Here is a 17,400-nt window from a genome sequence, read left to right on the forward strand (position 1 = left end):
ATCCGCAGAGGTTTGAGGCGAATGGCAAAGCTCAAGGTCGACGGGAAAGAAATCACTGTACCCGACCATTACACGCTGCTGCAGGCGGCAGAGGACGCGGGCGCGGAAGTGCCGCGCTTCTGCTTCCACGAGCGGTTGTCGATCGCCGGCAATTGCCGCATGTGCCTGATCGAGGTGAAGGGCGGGCCGCCCAAGCCGCAAGCGTCCTGCGCCATGGGCGTGCGCGACCTGCGTCCCGGTCCGAACGGAGAAGCGCCGGAAATCTTCACCAACACGCCGATGGTCAAGAAGGCCAGGGAAGGCGTGATGGAATTCCTGCTGATCAACCATCCGCTGGATTGCCCGATCTGCGACCAGGGCGGCGAATGCGACCTGCAGGACCAGGCGATGGCCTTCGGCGTTGATTCCTCACGCTATCACGAGAACAAGCGCGCGGTCGAAGACAAGTATATCGGCCCGCTGGTCAAGACGGTGATGAACCGCTGCATCCACTGCACGCGCTGCGTTCGCTTCACCACCGAGGTTGCCGGCATTTCCGAACTCGGCCTGATCGGCCGCGGCGAGGATGCCGAGATCACCACCTATCTCGAGCAGGCGATGACCTCGGAGCTGCAGGGCAATGTCATCGACCTGTGCCCCGTCGGCGCGCTGACCTCCAAGCCTTTCGCCTTCCAGGCACGGCCGTGGGAACTGACCAAGACCGAATCCATCGACGTCATGGATGCCGTCGGCTCGGCGATCCGCGTCGACAGCCGCGGCCGCGAGGTGATGCGCATCCTGCCGCGCGTCAACGAGGCGGTGAACGAGGAATGGATCTCCGACAAGACCCGGTTCATCTGGGACGGCCTGCGCACGCAGCGCCTCGACCGGCCCTATGTGCGCAAGGACGGTAAGCTGGCCCCGGCGAGCTGGGCCGAGGCCTTCGCGGCAATCAAGGACGCCGTGTCGAAGACTACGCCCGAGAAGATCGGCGCCATAGCAGGCGATCTTGCCGCGGTCGAGGAAATCTACGCGCTGAAGCTCCTGATGGCCGCACTCGGTTCGAAGAACATGGATTGCCGTCAGGACGGCGCCGCGCTCGACCCGTCGCTTGGCCGGGCAAGCTACATTTTCAACCCCACCATCGAAGGCATCGAACAGGCGGACGCGGTGTTGATCATCGGCGCCAATCCGCGCTTCGAAGCCTCGGTGCTCAACGCCCGCATCCGCAAGCGCTGGCGGGTCGGCAATCTGCCGGTCGGCGTCATCGGCGATGTCGGGGATACACGCTATGACTACGAACTGCTGGGCGCAGGACCGGAATCGCTCAAGGATCTGGCTGACGGCGATGGCAAGTTCTTCCAGGTGCTGAAGAAGGCCACGCATCCGCTCATCATCGTCGGCCAGGGCGCGCTGGCACGCCCCGATGGCGCGGCGGTGCTCGGCCAGGCAGCGAAGCTCGCCATGGCCGTGAACGCCGCGCGCGCGGACTGGAACGGCTTTGCCGTGCTGCACAATGCGGCTGGACGCGTCGGCGGCCTCGACCTTGGCTTCGTGCCGAGCGAGGGCGGCAGGAACGTCGCCGGCATGCTGGGCGAGACGGACGTGCTGTTCCTGCTCGGCGCCGACGAGATCGACATGGCAAAGACCGGCGGCGCTTTCGTCGTCTATGTGGGCACCCATGGCGACGCCGGCGCGCACCGCGCCAACGTCATCCTGCCGGGTGCCGCCTATACCGAGAAATCGGGCACTTACGTCAACACGGAAGGGCGCGTGCAGCAGACCAACCGCGCCGGCTTCGCGCCGGGCGACGCGCGCGAGGATTGGGCCATCATCAGGGCATTGTCGGATGTACTGGGCAAGAAGTTGCCGTTCGATTCACTGCCGCAGCTGCGCGCTAAACTCTACGGCGAGTACCCGCATCTTGCCCGCATCGACCAGGTTGCTGCGGGCAATGCTGAGGATATCGCCAATGTGGCGAAGCTTGGCGGACGGCTGAACAAGGGCACGTTCACGTCGCCGGTGCAGGACTTCTACCTGACCAACCCGATTGCGCGGGCCTCTGCCGTGATGGCGGAATGCTCGGCGCTTGCCAAGAGCGGCTTCAAGCAGGCGGCGGAATAAGCATGGACACCTTCTTCTCCTTTTACGTGCTGCCGGCGCTGATCATCGTGTTGAAGTCGGTCGTACTGATCGTCGTGCTTCTCATCGCCGTCGCCTACCTGCTCTATGCAGACCGCAAGATCTGGGCGGCGGTGCAACTGCGCCGCGGCCCGAACGTCGTCGGCCCCTGGGGCACGCTGCAGGCTTTCGCCGACCTGTTGAAGTTCGTCTTCAAGGAGCCGGTGATCCCGTCCGGCGCCAACAAGGGCGTGTTCCTTTTGGCGCCATTGGTATCGGCGGTTCTGGCGATCTCGGCCTGGGCGGTCATTCCGGTCAGCCAGGGCTGGGCCGTCGCCAACGTCAATGTCGGTATCCTCTATGTCTTCGCCATCTCCTCGCTCGAGGTCTATGGCGTGATCATGGGCGGCTGGGCGTCCAATTCGAAATATCCGTTCCTCGGGGCGCTGCGTTCGGCCGCACAAATGGTGTCCTACGAGGTCTCGATCGGCTTCGTCATCGTCACCGTGCTGCTTTGTGTCGGCTCGCTCAACCTGTCCGACATCGTGCTGTCGCAGCAGGATGGGCTGGGCACCAGGCTCGGCCTGCCCAACACCTTCCTCGACTGGCACTGGCTGTCGCTGTTGCCGATGTTCGTCATCTTCTTCATCTCGGCGCTAGCCGAGACGAATCGCCCGCCTTTCGACCTCGTCGAAGCCGAATCGGAACTGGTCGCCGGCCACATGGTCGAATATTCGTCGACGCCGTTCCTGCTGTTCTTCCTCGGCGAATATGTCGCCGTCGTGCTGATGTGCGCGCTGGCCACCATCCTGTTCCTCGGCGGCTGGCTGCCGCCGTTCGACTTCGCGCCCTTCACCTGGGTGCCGGGGGTGATCTGGTTCGTGCTCAAGATCTGCCTGATGTTCTTCATGTTCTCCATGGTGAAAGCGTTCGTGCCGCGTTACCGCTACGACCAGCTGATGCGGCTTGGCTGGAAGGTGTTCCTGCCGATCTCGCTGTTCATGGTGGTGCTGACCGCCGCCTTCCTCAAGATCACGGGGTTTGCGTGATGTCCGCTCTGTCCCAGGCCGCCAAATCGCTGCTGCTGAAGGATTTCGTCAGCGCCTTCTTCTTGTCGATGCGCCAGTTCTTCGCGCCGAAGGAGACGATCAATTATCCGCACGAGAAAGGGCCGGTGAGCCCGCGCTTCCGCGGCGAGCATGCCTTGCGCCGTTATCCCAATGGCGAGGAACGCTGCATAGCCTGCAAATTGTGCGAGGCGATCTGCCCGGCGCAGGCCATCACCATCGAGGCCGGCCCGCGCCGCAACGACGGCACGCGCCGTACCGTGCGCTACGACATCGATATGGTGAAGTGCATCTATTGCGGCTTCTGCCAGGAAGCCTGCCCGGTCGACGCCATCGTCGAGGGGCCGAATTTCGAATTCGCGACCGAGACGCGCGAGGAACTCTACTACGACAAGGATAGGCTGCTGGCGAATGGCGACCGGTGGGAGCGCGAACTGGCGCGCAACATCTCGCTGGACGCACCGTACCGCTGATATCGCATGGACAGGGGCGAGGGCCCTTGTCCGGGGATGACCCGAAGCATTTCAGGCAAGGTCATCCCTCAGGACTTCAGAGTTGCCCATGTTTCTTTGCGCCGGGTCTTTCAACCCGGTTGGAACATGGGCTAGGACAACGCGGCTTCGCACCGGAGGCGGAACGAAGCCACAGACAACAAACAGGACGAACGTCCTGTTTGGACAGGAACCCGGGGGAACCCCAATGCTGAGTGGACTAGAGGCGGCCTTTTTCTACCTCTTCGCCTTTGTCGCCGTGGCGTCGGCGTTCATGGTCATTTCGTCGCGCAACCCCGTGCATTCGGTGCTGTTCCTGATCCTGACCTTCTTCAACGCCGCCGGCCTGTTCATGCTGACGGGCGCCGAGTTCCTGGCGATGATCCTGCTCGTCGTCTATGTCGGCGCTGTCATGGTGCTGTTCCTGTTCGTCGTCATGATGCTCGACGTCGACTTCGCCGAGATGAAGGAGGGCGCTCTGCAATATGCGCCGATCGGCGCGCTGGTCGGACTGATCCTGGCGGCGGAACTGATCGTGGTGCTCGGCGGCTATACCTTCGCGCCGCAGCTCGCCTCGACGGTATCGAAGCCGATTCCCGATCTCGCGGCGCGCTCGAATACGGCAGCGCTCGGCGACATCCTCTATACGGACTACCTCTACTACTTCCAGATCTCGGGCCTCGTGCTGCTGGTGGCCATGATCGGTGCCATCGTTTTGACGCTGCGCCACAAGGAAGGGGTCAAGCGGCAGTCGATCGCAGCCCAGGTCGCCCGCACGGCGGCGACGGGCATGGAAATCCGCAAGGTCAAGTCGGGCGAAGGAGTCTGAGATGGTCGTCGGCATCGCACATTATCTGACCGTATCGGCGATCCTTTTCACGCTCGGCGTGTTCGGCATCTTCCTGAACCGTAAGAACGTGATCGTCATCCTGATGTCGGTCGAGTTGATCCTGCTTGCGGTCAATATCAATTTCGTCGCCTTTTCGGCGGCTCTCGGCGACCTCGTCGGCCAGGTGTTCGCGCTGTTCGTGCTGACGGTCGCGGCGGCGGAGGCCGCCATCGGACTTGCCATTCTCGTCGTCTTCTTCCGCAACCGCGGCTCGATCGCGGTCGAAGACGTGAACATGATGAAGGGTTGACGGAACCACCATGTACCAGGCCATCGTCTTCCTTCCGCTGCTCGGCTTCCTGATCGTCGGCCTGTTCGGCACGTCGCTCGGCGCCAAGGCGTCCGAATACATCACCTCCGGCTTCCTGGTGATCGCGGCGGTGCTGTCGTGGGTTGCTTTCTTCACCGTCGGCTTCGGCCATGGCGAGGTGTTCACCGTGCCGGTGCTGCGCTGGATCCAGTCCGGCGGACTGGAGGCGTCCTGGGCGCTCAGGATCGACACTCTGACGGTGGTCATGCTGGTGGTGGTCAACACCGTGTCGGCGCTGGTCCATATCTACTCGATCGGCTACATGCACCACGATCCGAACCGGCCGCGTTTCTTTGCCTATCTGTCGCTGTTCACCTTCGCCATGCTGATGCTGGTGACGGCCGACAACCTCGTGCAGATGTTCTTCGGTTGGGAAGGGGTGGGCCTGGCGTCCTACCTGCTGATCGGCTTCTGGTACAAGAAGCCCTCGGCCAACGCCGCGGCCATCAAGGCCTTCGTCGTCAACCGCGTCGGCGATTTCGGCTTCGCGCTCGGCATCTTCGGCGTGTTCGTGCTGTTCGGCTCGGTCAATCTCGGCACCATCTTCGCCAATGCGGCGACGTTCATCCCGGCTGAAGGCGCCCCGCAAGGTGCTGCGGTGCTGACCTTCCTCGGTTATGCGCTGGATAAGCAGGCAGCGATGACGATCGTCTGCCTGCTGCTGTTCATGGGTGCCATGGGCAAGTCGGCGCAGGTGCCGCTGCACACCTGGCTGCCGGACGCCATGGAAGGCCCGACGCCGGTCTCGGCGCTCATCCATGCCGCCACCATGGTGACGGCCGGCGTGTTCATGCTGGCGCGGCTGTCGCCGCTGTTCGAGCTGTCGCATTCGGCGCTGACGGTGGTGACCTTCATCGGCGCCTTCACCGCCTTCTTCGCGGCGACCGTCGGCCTCGTCCAGAACGACATCAAGCGCGTCATCGCCTATTCGACCTGCTCGCAACTTGGCTACATGTTCGTGGCGCTCGGCGTCGGCGCCTATGGCGCGGCGATCTTCCACCTGTTCACGCATGCCTTCTTCAAGGCGCTGCTGTTCCTCGGCTCGGGCTCGGTCATCCATGCGGTTTCCGACGAGCAGGACATGCGCAAGATGGGCGGCCTGAGGACGCTGATCCCGACGACCTACTGGATGATGGTAATCGGCACCCTGGCGCTGACCGGCGTCGGCATTCCGGTCACCGTTATCGGCACCGCCGGGTTCTTCTCCAAGGATGCCATCATCGAGACGGCCTTTGCCGGGCATAATTCCGTGGCGGGCCTCGCCTTCGTGCTGCTGGTGATCGCCGCCGGCTTCACCTCCTTCTATTCCTGGCGGCTGATCTTCATGACCTTCCACGGCAGGCCGCGGGCGAGCCATGAGGTGATGCACCATGTCCATGAATCGCCGCCGGTGATGCTGGTGCCGCTGTTCGTGCTGGCGGCGGGCGCGCTGTTTGCCGGCATCATCTTCCACGGTGCCTTCATCGGCGAAGGCTATGCCGAATTCTGGAAGGCGTCGCTGTTCACGCTGCCGGACAATCACATCCTGCACGACATCCACGAACTGCCGCTATGGGTCGAGTTGTCGCCGTTCATCGCCATGCTGATCGGCCTGGCGCTGGCGTGGAAGTTCTACATCCGCTCGCCGGAAGTGCCGGTCAACCTGGCGGCCCAGCATCGCGGGCTCTATGCCTTCCTGCTCAACAAATGGTATTTCGACGAGCTCTATGACTTCCTGTTCGTGCGGCCGGCCAAACGCCTCGGTTCCTTCCTGTGGAAGACCGGCGACGGCACCGTCATCGACGGTCTCGGGCCTGACGGCATTTCGGCACGCGTCGTCGATGTCACCAACCGCGTCGTCAAGTTGCAGACCGGCTATCTCTATCACTATGCCTTCGCCATGCTGATCGGCGTTGCCGCATTCGTCACCTGGATGATGCTCTGATGACCGCCTGGCCAATTCTCTCGCTGGTCACCTTCCTGCCGCTGGTTGGTGTGCTGCTCATCCTGCTCATCAACGACGACAGCGAAAACGCACGCCGCAACATCCGCGCCATCGCGCTGCTGACGACGACGTTCACCTTCATCATCTCGCTGTTCATCTGGACCGGCTTCGACAATTCGCAAGCCGGCTTCCAGTTCGTCGAGAAGGTCGCCTGGCTCGATTCCGGCATCTCCTACCATATGGGCGTCGACGGCATTTCGATGCTGTTCGTCATCCTGACGACATTCCTGATGCCGCTCTGCATCCTGGCGTCGTGGGAAGCGATCGAAAAGCGCGTCAAGGCCTACATGATCGCCTTCCTGCTGCTCGAAACGCTGATGATCGGCGTGTTCTGCGCGCTCGACATCGTGCTGTTCTACGTCTTCTTCGAAGCCGGCCTGATCCCGATGTTCATCATCATCGGCGTCTGGGGCGGCAAGCGCCGCGTCTATGCCTCCTTCAAGTTCTTCCTCTACACGCTCGCCGGCTCGGTGCTGATGCTGCTCGCCATCATGGCGATGTTCTACCAGTCCGGCACGACCGATATCCCGACGCTGTTGACGCACAATTTCCCCGCCAACATGCAGACATGGCTGTGGCTCGCCTTCTTCGCCTCCTTCGCGGTGAAGATGCCGATGTGGCCGGTGCATACCTGGCTGCCGGATGCGCATGTCGAGGCGCCGACAGCCGGTTCGGTGATCCTGGCCGCCATTCTGTTGAAGATGGGCGGATACGGCTTCCTGCGGTTCTCCTTGCCGATGTTCCCGCTGGCCTCCGAGATGTTCGCGCCGCTGGTCTTCGCACTTTCGGTCGTCGCCATCATCTACACCTCGCTGGTGGCGCTGATGCAGGAGGACATGAAGAAGCTGATCGCCTATTCGTCGGTCGCCCATATGGGCTTCGTGACCATGGGCATCTTCGCCATGAACCAGGAAGGCGTGCAGGGCGCGATCTTCCAGATGCTCAGCCACGGCCTGGTCTCGGGCGCGCTGTTCCTGTGCGTCGGCGTCATCTATGACCGCATGCACACGCGTGAGATCGCCGCCTATGGCGGCCTAGTCAACAACATGCCAAAATACGCCACCGTGTTCCTGATCTTCACCATGGCCAATGTCGGCCTGCCGGGCACGTCAGGCTTCGTCGGCGAGTTCCTGACCATGCTCGGCGTGTTCCGGGTCAATACCTGGGTGGCGTTCTTCGCTGCCACCGGCGTCATCCTGTCGGCCGCCTACGCGCTTTGGCTCTACCGCCGGGTGATCTTCGGCGCGCTGACCAAGGACAGCCTCAAGGGCCTGCTCGACCTGTCGACACGCGAGAAGGCGATCATCTATCCGCTGGTTGTGCTGGTCATCTTCTTCGGCGTCTATCCCGCTCCCGTCTTCGACGCGACGGCCCAGTCGGTCAAGTCGCTCGTCACCAATGTCACCGCATCCATCGGCGCCGCGCAGACCGCGGCGGCGAACTGACCCAGGGGTTTTGCGAACCATGACGCCGGACCTTCTCTCCAGCCTGTCGCTCTCGACGCCCGAGCTGATCCTTGCCATCGGCGCGCTCGCGCTGCTGATGGTCGGGGCCTATTCGCGCGCCAACACCGCCAACACCGTGACCGGCCTTGCCGTTGCCGTGCTGGTGATATCGGGCGCCTGGCTGATCTTCTCCACCGGGCAGGGCAGCGCCTACGGCAATGCCTTCATCCAGGATTCCTTTGCCCGCTTCATGAAGCTGCTGGCGCTGGTGGGCTCGGCGGTGACGCTGATCATGTCGATGCGCTTCGCCAGGGCGGAGCGGTTCGACAAGTTCGAATATCCGGTGCTGATCCTTCTGTGCACGCTCGGCATGATGCTGATGATCTCCGCCAACAGCATGATCGGGCTCTATCTCGGCCTCGAGCTTCAGTCGCTGGCGATCTATGTCTTGTGCGCGATCAACCGCGAGAACCTGCGCTCGACCGAGGCGGGCCTGAAGTACTTCGTCCTCGGCGCGCTATCATCGGGCATGCTGCTCTATGGCATCAGCCTGGTCTATGGCTATACCGGCAACACCGGGTTCCAGGAGATCGCGACGGCGCTGGGCGGCGGAGAGCGCCAGCTTGGCCTCGTCTTCGGCCTGGTCTTCGTGCTGGCCGGCCTCGCCTTCAAGATCTCGGCGGTGCCGTTCCACATGTGGACGCCCGACGTCTATGAGGGTGCGCCGACACCGGTGACGGCTTTCCTGGCGGCGGCACCCAAAATGGCGGCTATGGCGCTGATCGTGCGCGTCACCATGGGCGCGTTCAAGCCGATCGCTTCCGACTGGCAGCAGATCATCGTCTTCATCTCGATCGCGTCGATGGCGCTCGGCTCTTTCGCGGCGATCGGCCAGACTAATATCAAGCGCCTGATGGCCTATTCCTCGATCGGCCATATGGGCTACGCGCTGGTTGGCCTTGCCGCCAACAGCCAGGCCGGCGTGCGCGGCGTCGCCATCTACATGCTGATCTATCTGGTGATGACGCTCGGCACCTTCGCCTTCATCCTCGCCATGCGGCGCAAGGAAGGCAATGTCGAGCAGATCAGCGACCTGGCAGGCCTGTCCTCGACCAACCCGATCATGGCGACGATCCTGACCATCCTGATGTTCTCGCTGGCCGGCATCCCGCCGCTTGCCGGCTTCTGGGGGAAGTGGTACGTCTTTCTCGCCGCCATCAATGCCAACCTCTACGCGCTGGCGATCATCGGCGTGCTGGCCTCGGTAGTGGGCGCCTATTATTACCTGCGCATCATCAAGATCATGTGGTTCGACGAACCGGTCGGCGGCTTCGTGCCGATGGCCAGTGAATTGCGCCTCGTACTCGGTGTCTCCGGCGCTTTCGTGCTGTTCTATGTGCTGATCGGCGGTCCGATCGGCACCTATGCCGAAGCCGCCGCCAAGACATTCTTCTGACGGGATGGCATTTCGGCTGGCTCCAACCTCGGCGTCGGAAGGATTCCGGCTGGAGGCGCATGACAGCGTCGGCTCCACCAATGCGCTGGCGCTGGATCACGCCCGGGCCGGCGACCCCGGCAGATTGTGGGTCGTTTCCAAGAAACAGGAAAGCGGGCGCGGGCGGCGCGGCCGCGTCTGGGCGACACCCGAGGGAAATCTGGCGGCGACGCTGCTCGTCCTCACCGGGGGCGAGCTTCGACTCGCCGCGACGCTCGGTTTCGTCGCCGGCCTGGCGCTGGCCGATGCGCTCGATGCCGTGGTGCCGGCGGGCCGGATCGCCATCGGCCTCGACGGCGGCAATGAAGGCAAGAACCGTTTCGAGCTGAAATGGCCGAACGACGTGCTCGCCTCCGGCGCCAAGCTCGCCGGCATCCTGCTGGAATCGGCCATGCTGGACGGCGGCCGTTTCGCGGTGGCGGTCGGCATCGGCGTCAATGTTGTGGCGTACCCTGAGGATTTGCCCTATCCCGCGACGTCGCTTCACGCACTGGGTGCGGCATGCGATGCCGAAACGCTGTTCCTGGCGCTGTCGGATGCCTGGAGCGAGAATGCCCGCCTGTGGGACGACGGGCGGGGACTTGCCGCCGTCAGGCGGCGCTGGCTGGCACGCGCGGCAGGGCTTGGCGGCGAGGTTGCTGTCAGAATTGACGGTAATGTGGTGCGCGGGGTGTTCGAGACCATTGACGAGGACTGCCGTTTCGTGATCCGCGACGATGAGGGCTCGGTTTTGACGATCGCCGCCGGCGATGTGCATTTCGGCGCGGTCGCATCCGCCCGGGTATAGTTTTGTTTTTGCGCAATTCCAGACGGAAAACCGTTACAGACTTTTCCCGGAATTGCTTCAATGGCTTGGCCTGAGGGCCAGGAAGGAAAAAATCATGGCGAAAGCGGAAAACGCCGAACTCGTCTTCGTGCCGCTGGGCGGCGTCGGCGAGATCGGTATGAACTTCGCTCTCTACGGCTATGGTCCGCCGAGCGCGCGCGAATGGATCGTCATCGATGTCGGCGTCACCTTTCCCGACGCGGCGCATCCGGGCGTCGACCTGATCCTGCCCGACACGCGCTTCATCGAAGAGAACATCGCCAATTTGCGCGGTATCGTGATCACCCACGCGCATGAGGACCACTATGGCGCGCTGCTGGATATCTGGCCGAGGCTCAAGGCGCCGGTGTGGATGACGCCGTTCAGCGCCGGGCTGCTGGAAGCCAAGCGCCAGGGCGAGCAGGGCGCGCCGAAGATCCCGCTGACCATCTACCGCGCGGGCGAAAAATTCACCGTCGGTCCGTTCGAAATCGAGGCGATCCCGGTCGCGCATTCGATTCCCGAACCGATGTCGCTGGCCATCACCTCGCCGGCAGGCACCGTCATCCACACCGGCGACTGGAAGATCGACCCGGCGCCGACGATCGGACCCAAGACCGACGAAGCACGGTTCCGCGCCTATGGCGACAAGGGCGTTCTGGCGCTGGTCTGCGATTCGACCAATGCTATGCGCGAAGGCGAATCGCCATCGGAAGTCGCGGTCGGCGAGGGGCTGAAAGGGGTTATCCAGGCCGCCAAGGGCCGCGTCGCCGTTACCACCTTCTCGTCCAATGTCGGCCGTATCGTTTCCATCGCCAAGGCGGCGCGCGATGCCGGCCGTCAGTGCCTGGTGCTCGGTCGTTCGCTGAAGCGCGTCATCGATGTCGCCGGCGAACTCGGCTACATGGACGGTCTGCCGGAGTTCATAGCCGAGGAGGATTTCGGCTTCATTCCGCGCGAAAACCTGGTCGTCATCTGCACCGGCAGCCAGGGCGAGCCGCTGGCGGCGTTGGCCAAGCTGTCGCGCGACGAGATGAAGTCGGTGTCGCTGACGGCCGGCGACACGGTGGTGTTTTCCTCGCGCACCATTCCCGGCAACGAGAAGGCGATCCTCGAAATCAAGAACCGCCTCGTCGATCTCGGCATCAAGATCATCGAGGACGGCGATGCGCTGGTGCATGTCTCCGGCCACCCGCGGCGCAGCGAATTGCGCAAGATGTATGAATGGGTACGGCCGCAGATCGGCGTTCCAGTGCATGGCGAAGCCGCGCATCTGGTGGCGCAGGGCTCGCTGATGTCGACGTCGGGCATCGGCCAGGTGGCGCAGGTGCGCGACGGCGACATGCTGCGGCTCGCTCCCGGCCCTGCCACGATCATCGACCAGGTGCCGTTCGGCCGCATCTACAAGGACGGCAGGCTGATCGGCACCGACCAGGCGATGGGCATTCGCGATCGTCGCAAACTGTCGTTTGCCGGCCATGTCGCGGTCAATGTGGTGCTGGACGAGAAGTATGAACTGGCCGGCGATCCCGATCTGGTCGCAATCGGCGTCGCCGAGGCCGATGCCAGGGGCGAGACGCTGGAGGACCTGATGATCGATGCGGCAATCGGCGCGGTGGACTCCATCCCCCGTCAGCGCCGAAAAGACCTCGACCTGGTGCAGGAGGCGGTACGCCGTGCCGTACGTGGCGCCGCCAACGAAGCCTGGGGCAAGAAACCGCTGGTGACTGTATTCGTCACGCGGTGACGAATAGGGGAATAAGGCAGTAGGGGAGTAGGGGAGAATGAGCCGTTGCTTTTCTTCTGTCTTGTTTCCCTACTCCGTTACTCCCCTAAAGCGGAGCGCTCTATGCTTGGACGCCTGAACCATGTCGCGCTTGCGGTGCCGGATCTGGCTGCGGCTGTCGCTTGCTATCGCGACACGCTAGGCGCCGAAGTGAGCGAACCACAGGCGCTGCCCGGGCATGGCGTCACCGTGGTGTTCGTCAATGTCGGCAACACCAAGATCGAGTTGCTGGAGCCGCTCGGCGAGGGCTCGCCGATCGCGGCTTTCCTCGAGAAGAACCCGTCGGGCGGCATGCACCATCTCTGCTATGAGGTCGACGATATCCTTACCGCGCGGGACCGGCTCCAGGCAGCCGGCGCCCGGGTTCTGGGCGACGGCAAGCCGAAGACCGGCGCGCATGGCAAACCTGTGCTGTTCCTGCATCCGAAGGATTTCTTCGGCACGCTGATCGAACTGGAGCAATCATGAGCTGGGTTTCGTTCACCGCACTGTTTTTCGCGACCTGGTGGGTGGTGCTGTTTGCCGTTCTGCCGTTCAGCGTCAGGACGCAGGATGACGACCGTGACGTGACGCTGGGCACGGTGCCTAGCGCGCCGCGCGGACCACATATGCTGCGTGCGGTGATCCGCACCACCGTCGCCACGGCGGTGCTCATGGGCATTTTCTACGGCCTGACGCACGGGCTGGGATATAGCCTCAACGACATCCCGCACATCGTGCCGGAATTCGGCCAGGCCACGGCAAAATAGCAGCATTCAAACCGGCTCTTGCGCTTCGGGCGAGGTCACGCCGCCATTCGGCGCCGGCTCATCTGTTCAGGCTTCAAAAATCATGACGTGGGGTAAGGTGGTTTGGCAACGCATTGCGCTAAGCAGGTGATTGCACAAAAAAAATGCAAGGCACAAGGCCTTGCAATTTAAACGCGTCCGATCTGTTTCCGGTTTCCGGCGGCAGCGAGTAACCGCGCCTAGATCGCATCCTCCCAAGACTTTGACCGCGTAGGAGAACAGATTTTTCTCTGCTCTCTCGGTTATCGGGGCACATTAGCCCAACGGAAATGAAAATGTCACGAAGAATTTTGCCTTGAAACGGGCATTCTCGTGCTGCACTGCACAATAGTACGGCAGGCTTTGCTTGGGAAACCACCAGCCGGGCGTTTTATGCAACCGTGGCTCCTTCGATCGTCCAGCATTCGCGGCGCGCGCGAGGGGTGCTCAAAACGTTTTCATTCCGCGCGCCACGCCGTTCGAACGCTGAATTTCCGATTTCCGGGTCGATGCGTCCGGGTTCCCATTGCGCCATGAAATGGCTATGAAGCCGGGGCAAGCAAGCCTGCGTCGCACCGATTCTGGCGCGGCCTCCTCATTCACGGACCAGCCCATGCGTTTGTCGCGCTATTTCCTGCCCATCCTCAAAGAGAATCCGCGCGAGGCGGAGATCGTCTCGCATCGGCTGATGTTGCGCGCCGGCATGATCCGCCAGCAGGGGCAGGGCAGTTTTTCCTGGCTGCCGCTGGGCAAACGGGTCCTGGACAAGGTCTGCCAGATCATCCGCGAGGAACAGAACCGCGCCGGCGCGCTCGAAATCCTGATGCCGACCATCCAGTCGGCCGACCTTTGGCGCGAAAGCGGCCGCTATAACGACTACGGCAAGGAGATGTTGCGCATCAAGGACCGCCAGGACCGCGACATGCTTTACGGCCCGACCAACGAGGAAATGGTCACCGAGATCTTCCGCGCCTATGTAAAGTCCTACAAGGACTTGCCGCTCAACCTCTACCACATCCAGTGGAAGTTCCGCGACGAGGTGCGGCCGCGCTTCGGCGTCATGCGCAGCCGGGAATTCCTGATGAAGGATGCCTACTCCTTCGATCTCGACTTCGAAGGCGCGAGAGCCGCCTACAACAGGATGTTCGTGTCCTATCTCCGGACCTTCACCCGCATGGGCCTACAGGCGATCCCGATGCGGGCCGACACCGGTCCGATCGGCGGCGATCTCAGCCATGAATTCATCATCCTGGCCGACACCGGCGAGAGCCAGGTGTTCTGCCATCGCGATTATCTGTCGCTCGGCGTGCCCGGAGCCAACACCGATTTCTCCAACGACGCCGAGATATCAGGCATCGTCAAGACCTGGACGACGCCTTACGCCGCGACCGACGAAATGCATGACGAAGCGGCCTGGGCTGAGGTTCCCGACAGCGACAAGGTTTCGGCGCGCGGCATCGAAGTCGGCCATATCTTCCATTTCGGCGAGAAATACTCCAAGCCGATGGGCGCCAAGGTGACCGGGCCCGACGGCAAGGATCATTTCGCTTCCGGCGGTTCCTACGGCATCGGCCCGTCGCGGCTGGTTGCGGCGATCATCGAAGCCAGCCATGACGAGAACGGCATCATCTGGCCGGAAGCGGTGGCGCCGTTCGACATCGGCCTGACCAACATGAAAGCCGGCGATGCCGATTGCGACCGCGTCTGCGATGAACTCAACGCAGCTTTCACTGCCGCCGGCAAGGATGTGCTCTATGACGACACCGACCAGCGGCCGGGCGGCAAGTTCGCCACCGCCGACCTGATCGGCCTGCCCTGGCAGGTGATCGTCGGACCGCGCGGCGTGGCCGCCGGCGAGGTCGAGATCAAGAACCGCAAGACCGGCGAGCGCGTGACGCTGCCGATCGCCGATGCGAAAAAACGCTTCGGTGCCGCCGCATGAGCGAGGCGGCGGCAGCGAGACCGGCAGGCGCCGGACCGTTTTCCATCTTCGAACGCACGGTGGCGTGGCGCTATCTGCGCTCGCGACGCAAGGAGACGGTGATCTCGGTCATCGCCTCGATCTCCTTCCTCGGCATCATGCTGGGGGTGGCGACGCTGATCGTGGTGATGGCCGTCATGAACGGGTTCAGGGCCGAGCTGCTCACCCGCATTCTCGGCGTAAACGGCCATCTGATCGTGCAGCCGCTGGATTCGCCGCTTGAGGACTATGCGCAGGTCGCCGGCCGCATCAACGGCGTGGCCGGCGTCAAATACGCCATTCCGCTGATCGACGGCCAAGTGCTGGCGCAAGGCAATGTCGGCGGCGGCTCCGGCGCGCTGGTGCGCGGTATCAGGGGCGAGGACCTGGGCAAGATCGCCATCGTCGCCAGCAACATCAAGCAGGGCTCGATCGCCGATTTCGACACGGGCGAGGGCGTCGCCATCGGCAAGCGCATGGCGGAGAATCTCGGCCTGGCGCTCGGCGACACGATCACGCTCATCTCGCCGGACGGCGACGTGACGCCGCTCGGCACGACGCCGCGCATGAAGGGCTACAAGATCGCGGCGATCTTCGAAGTCGGCATGTCGGAATATGACGCCTCCATCGTCTACATGCCGTTCTCGGAAGCGCAGCTTTATTTCAACATGGACGGACGGGCGCAGACGATCGAGATCTATGTCGACAATCCCGATGATGTCGACGCGCTGAAGCCGAAGGTGGAAGAAGCGGCGCAGCGACCCGTCGACCTCGTCGACTGGCGGCAACGCAACGAGACCTTCTTTTCCGCCCTGCAGGTGGAGCGCAACGTCATGTTCATGATCCTGACGCTGATCGTGCTGGTGGCGGCGCTCAACATCATCTCCGGGTTGGTCATGCTGGTGAAGGACAAGGGGCACGACATCGCCATCCTGCGCACCATGGGCGCCTCGCGCGGCGCCATCCTGCGCATATTCCTGATGACGGGCGCCGCGATCGGCGTCACCGGCACTATCGCCGGCGTGCTGCTCGGCGTGGTCATCTGCCTCAACATCGAATCGATCCGCGAGTTCTTCTCCTGGATGACCGGCAAGGTGCTGTTCAATCCGGAGCTCTATTTCCTCAGCCAGTTGCCGGCGAAGATGGATCCGCGCGAGACGACCTATGTCGTCATCATGGCGCTCGGCCTGTCGTTCCTGGCGACATTGTTTCCGGCATGGCGCGCGGCCCGCCTCGATCCGGTCGAAGCGCTGAGGTACGAATGATGGCGCAGGCCATTATCGAGTTGAAGAGCGTCGAGCGGCACTATGTCCAGGGGCCGCGCAAGCTCACCATCCTGAACGGCGCGGACTTCTCGCTGAAGCGCGGCGAGATGGTGGCACTGGTGGCGCCGTCCGGCACCGGCAAATCGACGCTGCTGCATACGGCAGGGCTCCTGGAGCGGCCCGATGCCGGCGACGTGATTCTCTCCGGCCGGGCCTGCGGCCGGCTATCCGATGACGAGCGCACGTCGATCCGCCGCAACGATGTCGGCTTCGTCTACCAGTTCCACCATCTGCTACCGGAGTTTTCGGCGCTGGAAAACATCATGATGCCGCAGCTCATCAAAGGGCTGCCGCGCAAGGAGGCGGCCGAGCGCGCGGCGCAGCTGCTCGACTACATGCAGATCGGCAAGCGTGCATCGCACCGGCCGTCCGAACTGTCGGGCGGCGAGCAGCAGCGCGTGGCAATCGCGCGTGCGGTCGCCAATGCGCCGCTGGTGCTGCTGGCGGACGAGCCGACCGGCAATCTCGACCCGGTCACTGCTTCCTATGTGTTCGAGGCGCTGGAGGCATTGGTGCGGCAATCGGGCCTCGCGGCGCTGATCGCCACCCACAATCACCAGCTGGCAGCGCGCATGGACCGGCGCGTCACCCTGGCCGAGGGCAAGGTGGTGCCGCTGTAGAACGTTGATGTCCGCTGCGAGATTGGGTCCAACCTTAACAACGTCCAGCGAGATTTCCGCGGGTTTAGTTTGCCGTCGGGGATACTGGTCCCTCCGGGGATCAGAACCGCCAATGAGCCTTCAGTGCGATCAGGGTGGAAGAGATCGCGATTATCACCAGGATGAGCAGCCAGGTTACAAAGCTGCGCGAGAGGCGCCACCGGCGGCCTTGCCTCATGCGCTTTCGCCAGCGATCAGCTTGATTGGCGCCTTGGTGTTGCCTCACGTGCATCACTCGGCAGTCTTAGCTTACCCACTATTGTCTCGACTGACATTGAGTGCAAGCAGGCGCTCATCCCATACGCTAACTGACGATA

15 protein-coding genes are annotated in these 17,400 nt (G+C 63.0%); all 15 read left to right on the forward strand.

The features are described 5' to 3' along the window. Window positions 1-21 precede the first annotated feature (21 nt). On the forward strand, window positions 22-2,103 hold the full coding sequence (gene nuoG / locus FJ953_RS03910; protein ID WP_140559579.1) for an NADH-quinone oxidoreductase subunit NuoG: 2,082 nt from the start codon (window positions 22-24) through the stop codon (window positions 2,101-2,103). 2 nt (window positions 2,104-2,105) lie between these two features. After that, window positions 2,106-3,149 carry an NADH-quinone oxidoreductase subunit NuoH gene (nuoH, locus tag FJ953_RS03915; protein WP_140495583.1) on the forward strand — a complete coding sequence of 348 codons (1,044 nt, stop codon included), beginning with the start codon at window positions 2,106-2,108 and terminating at the stop codon, window positions 3,147-3,149. Further along, window positions 3,149-3,640: an NADH-quinone oxidoreductase subunit NuoI gene (gene nuoI / locus FJ953_RS03920; protein ID WP_140495584.1), complete on the forward strand. Its 492-nt coding sequence runs from the start codon at window positions 3,149-3,151 to the stop codon at window positions 3,638-3,640. The genes nuoH and nuoI overlap by 1 nt, the downstream gene beginning before the upstream one ends. Before the next feature lie 226 nt (window positions 3,641-3,866). Continuing rightward, on the forward strand, window positions 3,867-4,487 hold the full coding sequence (locus FJ953_RS03925; RefSeq protein ID WP_140495585.1) for an NADH-quinone oxidoreductase subunit J: 621 nt from the start codon (window positions 3,867-3,869) through the stop codon (window positions 4,485-4,487). A gap of 1 nt (window position 4,488) precedes the next feature. Further along, window positions 4,489-4,797 carry an NADH-quinone oxidoreductase subunit NuoK gene (gene nuoK, locus FJ953_RS03930; protein WP_019858930.1) on the forward strand — a complete coding sequence of 103 codons (309 nt, stop codon included), beginning with the start codon at window positions 4,489-4,491 and terminating at the stop codon, window positions 4,795-4,797. A 10-nt stretch (window positions 4,798-4,807) separates the two neighbouring features. After that, window positions 4,808-6,781, forward strand: coding sequence for an NADH-quinone oxidoreductase subunit L (gene nuoL, locus FJ953_RS03935; protein WP_140579847.1), 1,974 nt, complete (start codon window positions 4,808-4,810; stop codon window positions 6,779-6,781). Further along, the gene (locus FJ953_RS03940) at window positions 6,781-8,286 is read left to right on the forward strand and encodes an NADH-quinone oxidoreductase subunit M (RefSeq protein ID WP_140579846.1); all 1,506 of its coding nucleotides are present in this window, start codon (window positions 6,781-6,783) and stop codon (window positions 8,284-8,286) included. Before nuoL ends, FJ953_RS03940 begins: the two co-directional genes overlap by 1 nt. A 19-nt stretch (window positions 8,287-8,305) precedes the next feature. Then, window positions 8,306-9,742: an NADH-quinone oxidoreductase subunit NuoN gene (gene nuoN / locus FJ953_RS03945; RefSeq protein ID WP_140623207.1), complete on the forward strand. Its 1,437-nt coding sequence runs from the start codon at window positions 8,306-8,308 to the stop codon at window positions 9,740-9,742. Between the two features lie 4 nt (window positions 9,743-9,746). After that, a complete protein-coding gene (locus tag FJ953_RS03950; RefSeq protein WP_140516406.1) occupies window positions 9,747-10,568 on the forward strand; it encodes a biotin--[acetyl-CoA-carboxylase] ligase in 822 nt (273 codons plus the stop codon). A gap of 94 nt (window positions 10,569-10,662) precedes the next feature. Further along, window positions 10,663-12,333, forward strand: coding sequence for a ribonuclease J (locus FJ953_RS03955; RefSeq protein ID WP_140495590.1), 1,671 nt, complete (start codon window positions 10,663-10,665; stop codon window positions 12,331-12,333). Window positions 12,334-12,435: 102 nt separating this feature from the next. After that, window positions 12,436-12,840: a methylmalonyl-CoA epimerase gene (mce, locus tag FJ953_RS03960; RefSeq protein ID WP_140555002.1), complete on the forward strand. Its 405-nt coding sequence runs from the start codon at window positions 12,436-12,438 to the stop codon at window positions 12,838-12,840. After that, window positions 12,837-13,121 (forward strand): DUF1467 family protein, encoded by a 285-nt coding sequence (locus tag FJ953_RS03965; RefSeq protein ID WP_140495592.1) that lies wholly within the window; start codon window positions 12,837-12,839, stop codon window positions 13,119-13,121. The genes mce and FJ953_RS03965 overlap by 4 nt, the downstream gene beginning before the upstream one ends. 631 nt (window positions 13,122-13,752) lie before the next feature. Then, window positions 13,753-15,081, forward strand: a complete 1,329-nt coding sequence (gene proS, locus FJ953_RS03970) for a proline--tRNA ligase (RefSeq protein ID WP_140623209.1) — start codon at window positions 13,753-13,755, stop codon at window positions 15,079-15,081. Further along, window positions 15,078-16,364 (forward strand): lipoprotein-releasing ABC transporter permease subunit, encoded by a 1,287-nt coding sequence (locus FJ953_RS03975; RefSeq protein ID WP_140623210.1) that lies wholly within the window; start codon window positions 15,078-15,080, stop codon window positions 16,362-16,364. The genes proS and FJ953_RS03975 overlap by 4 nt, the downstream gene beginning before the upstream one ends. Further along, on the forward strand, window positions 16,361-17,044 hold the full coding sequence (locus FJ953_RS03980) for an ABC transporter ATP-binding protein (RefSeq protein WP_181165304.1): 684 nt from the start codon (window positions 16,361-16,363) through the stop codon (window positions 17,042-17,044). Before FJ953_RS03975 ends, FJ953_RS03980 begins: the two co-directional genes overlap by 4 nt. Window positions 17,045-17,400 lie beyond the last annotated feature (356 nt).

It is taken from the genome of Mesorhizobium sp. B2-3-6 (genome assembly GCF_006442305.1).
Classification (GTDB): Bacteria; Pseudomonadota; Alphaproteobacteria; order Rhizobiales; family Rhizobiaceae; genus Mesorhizobium.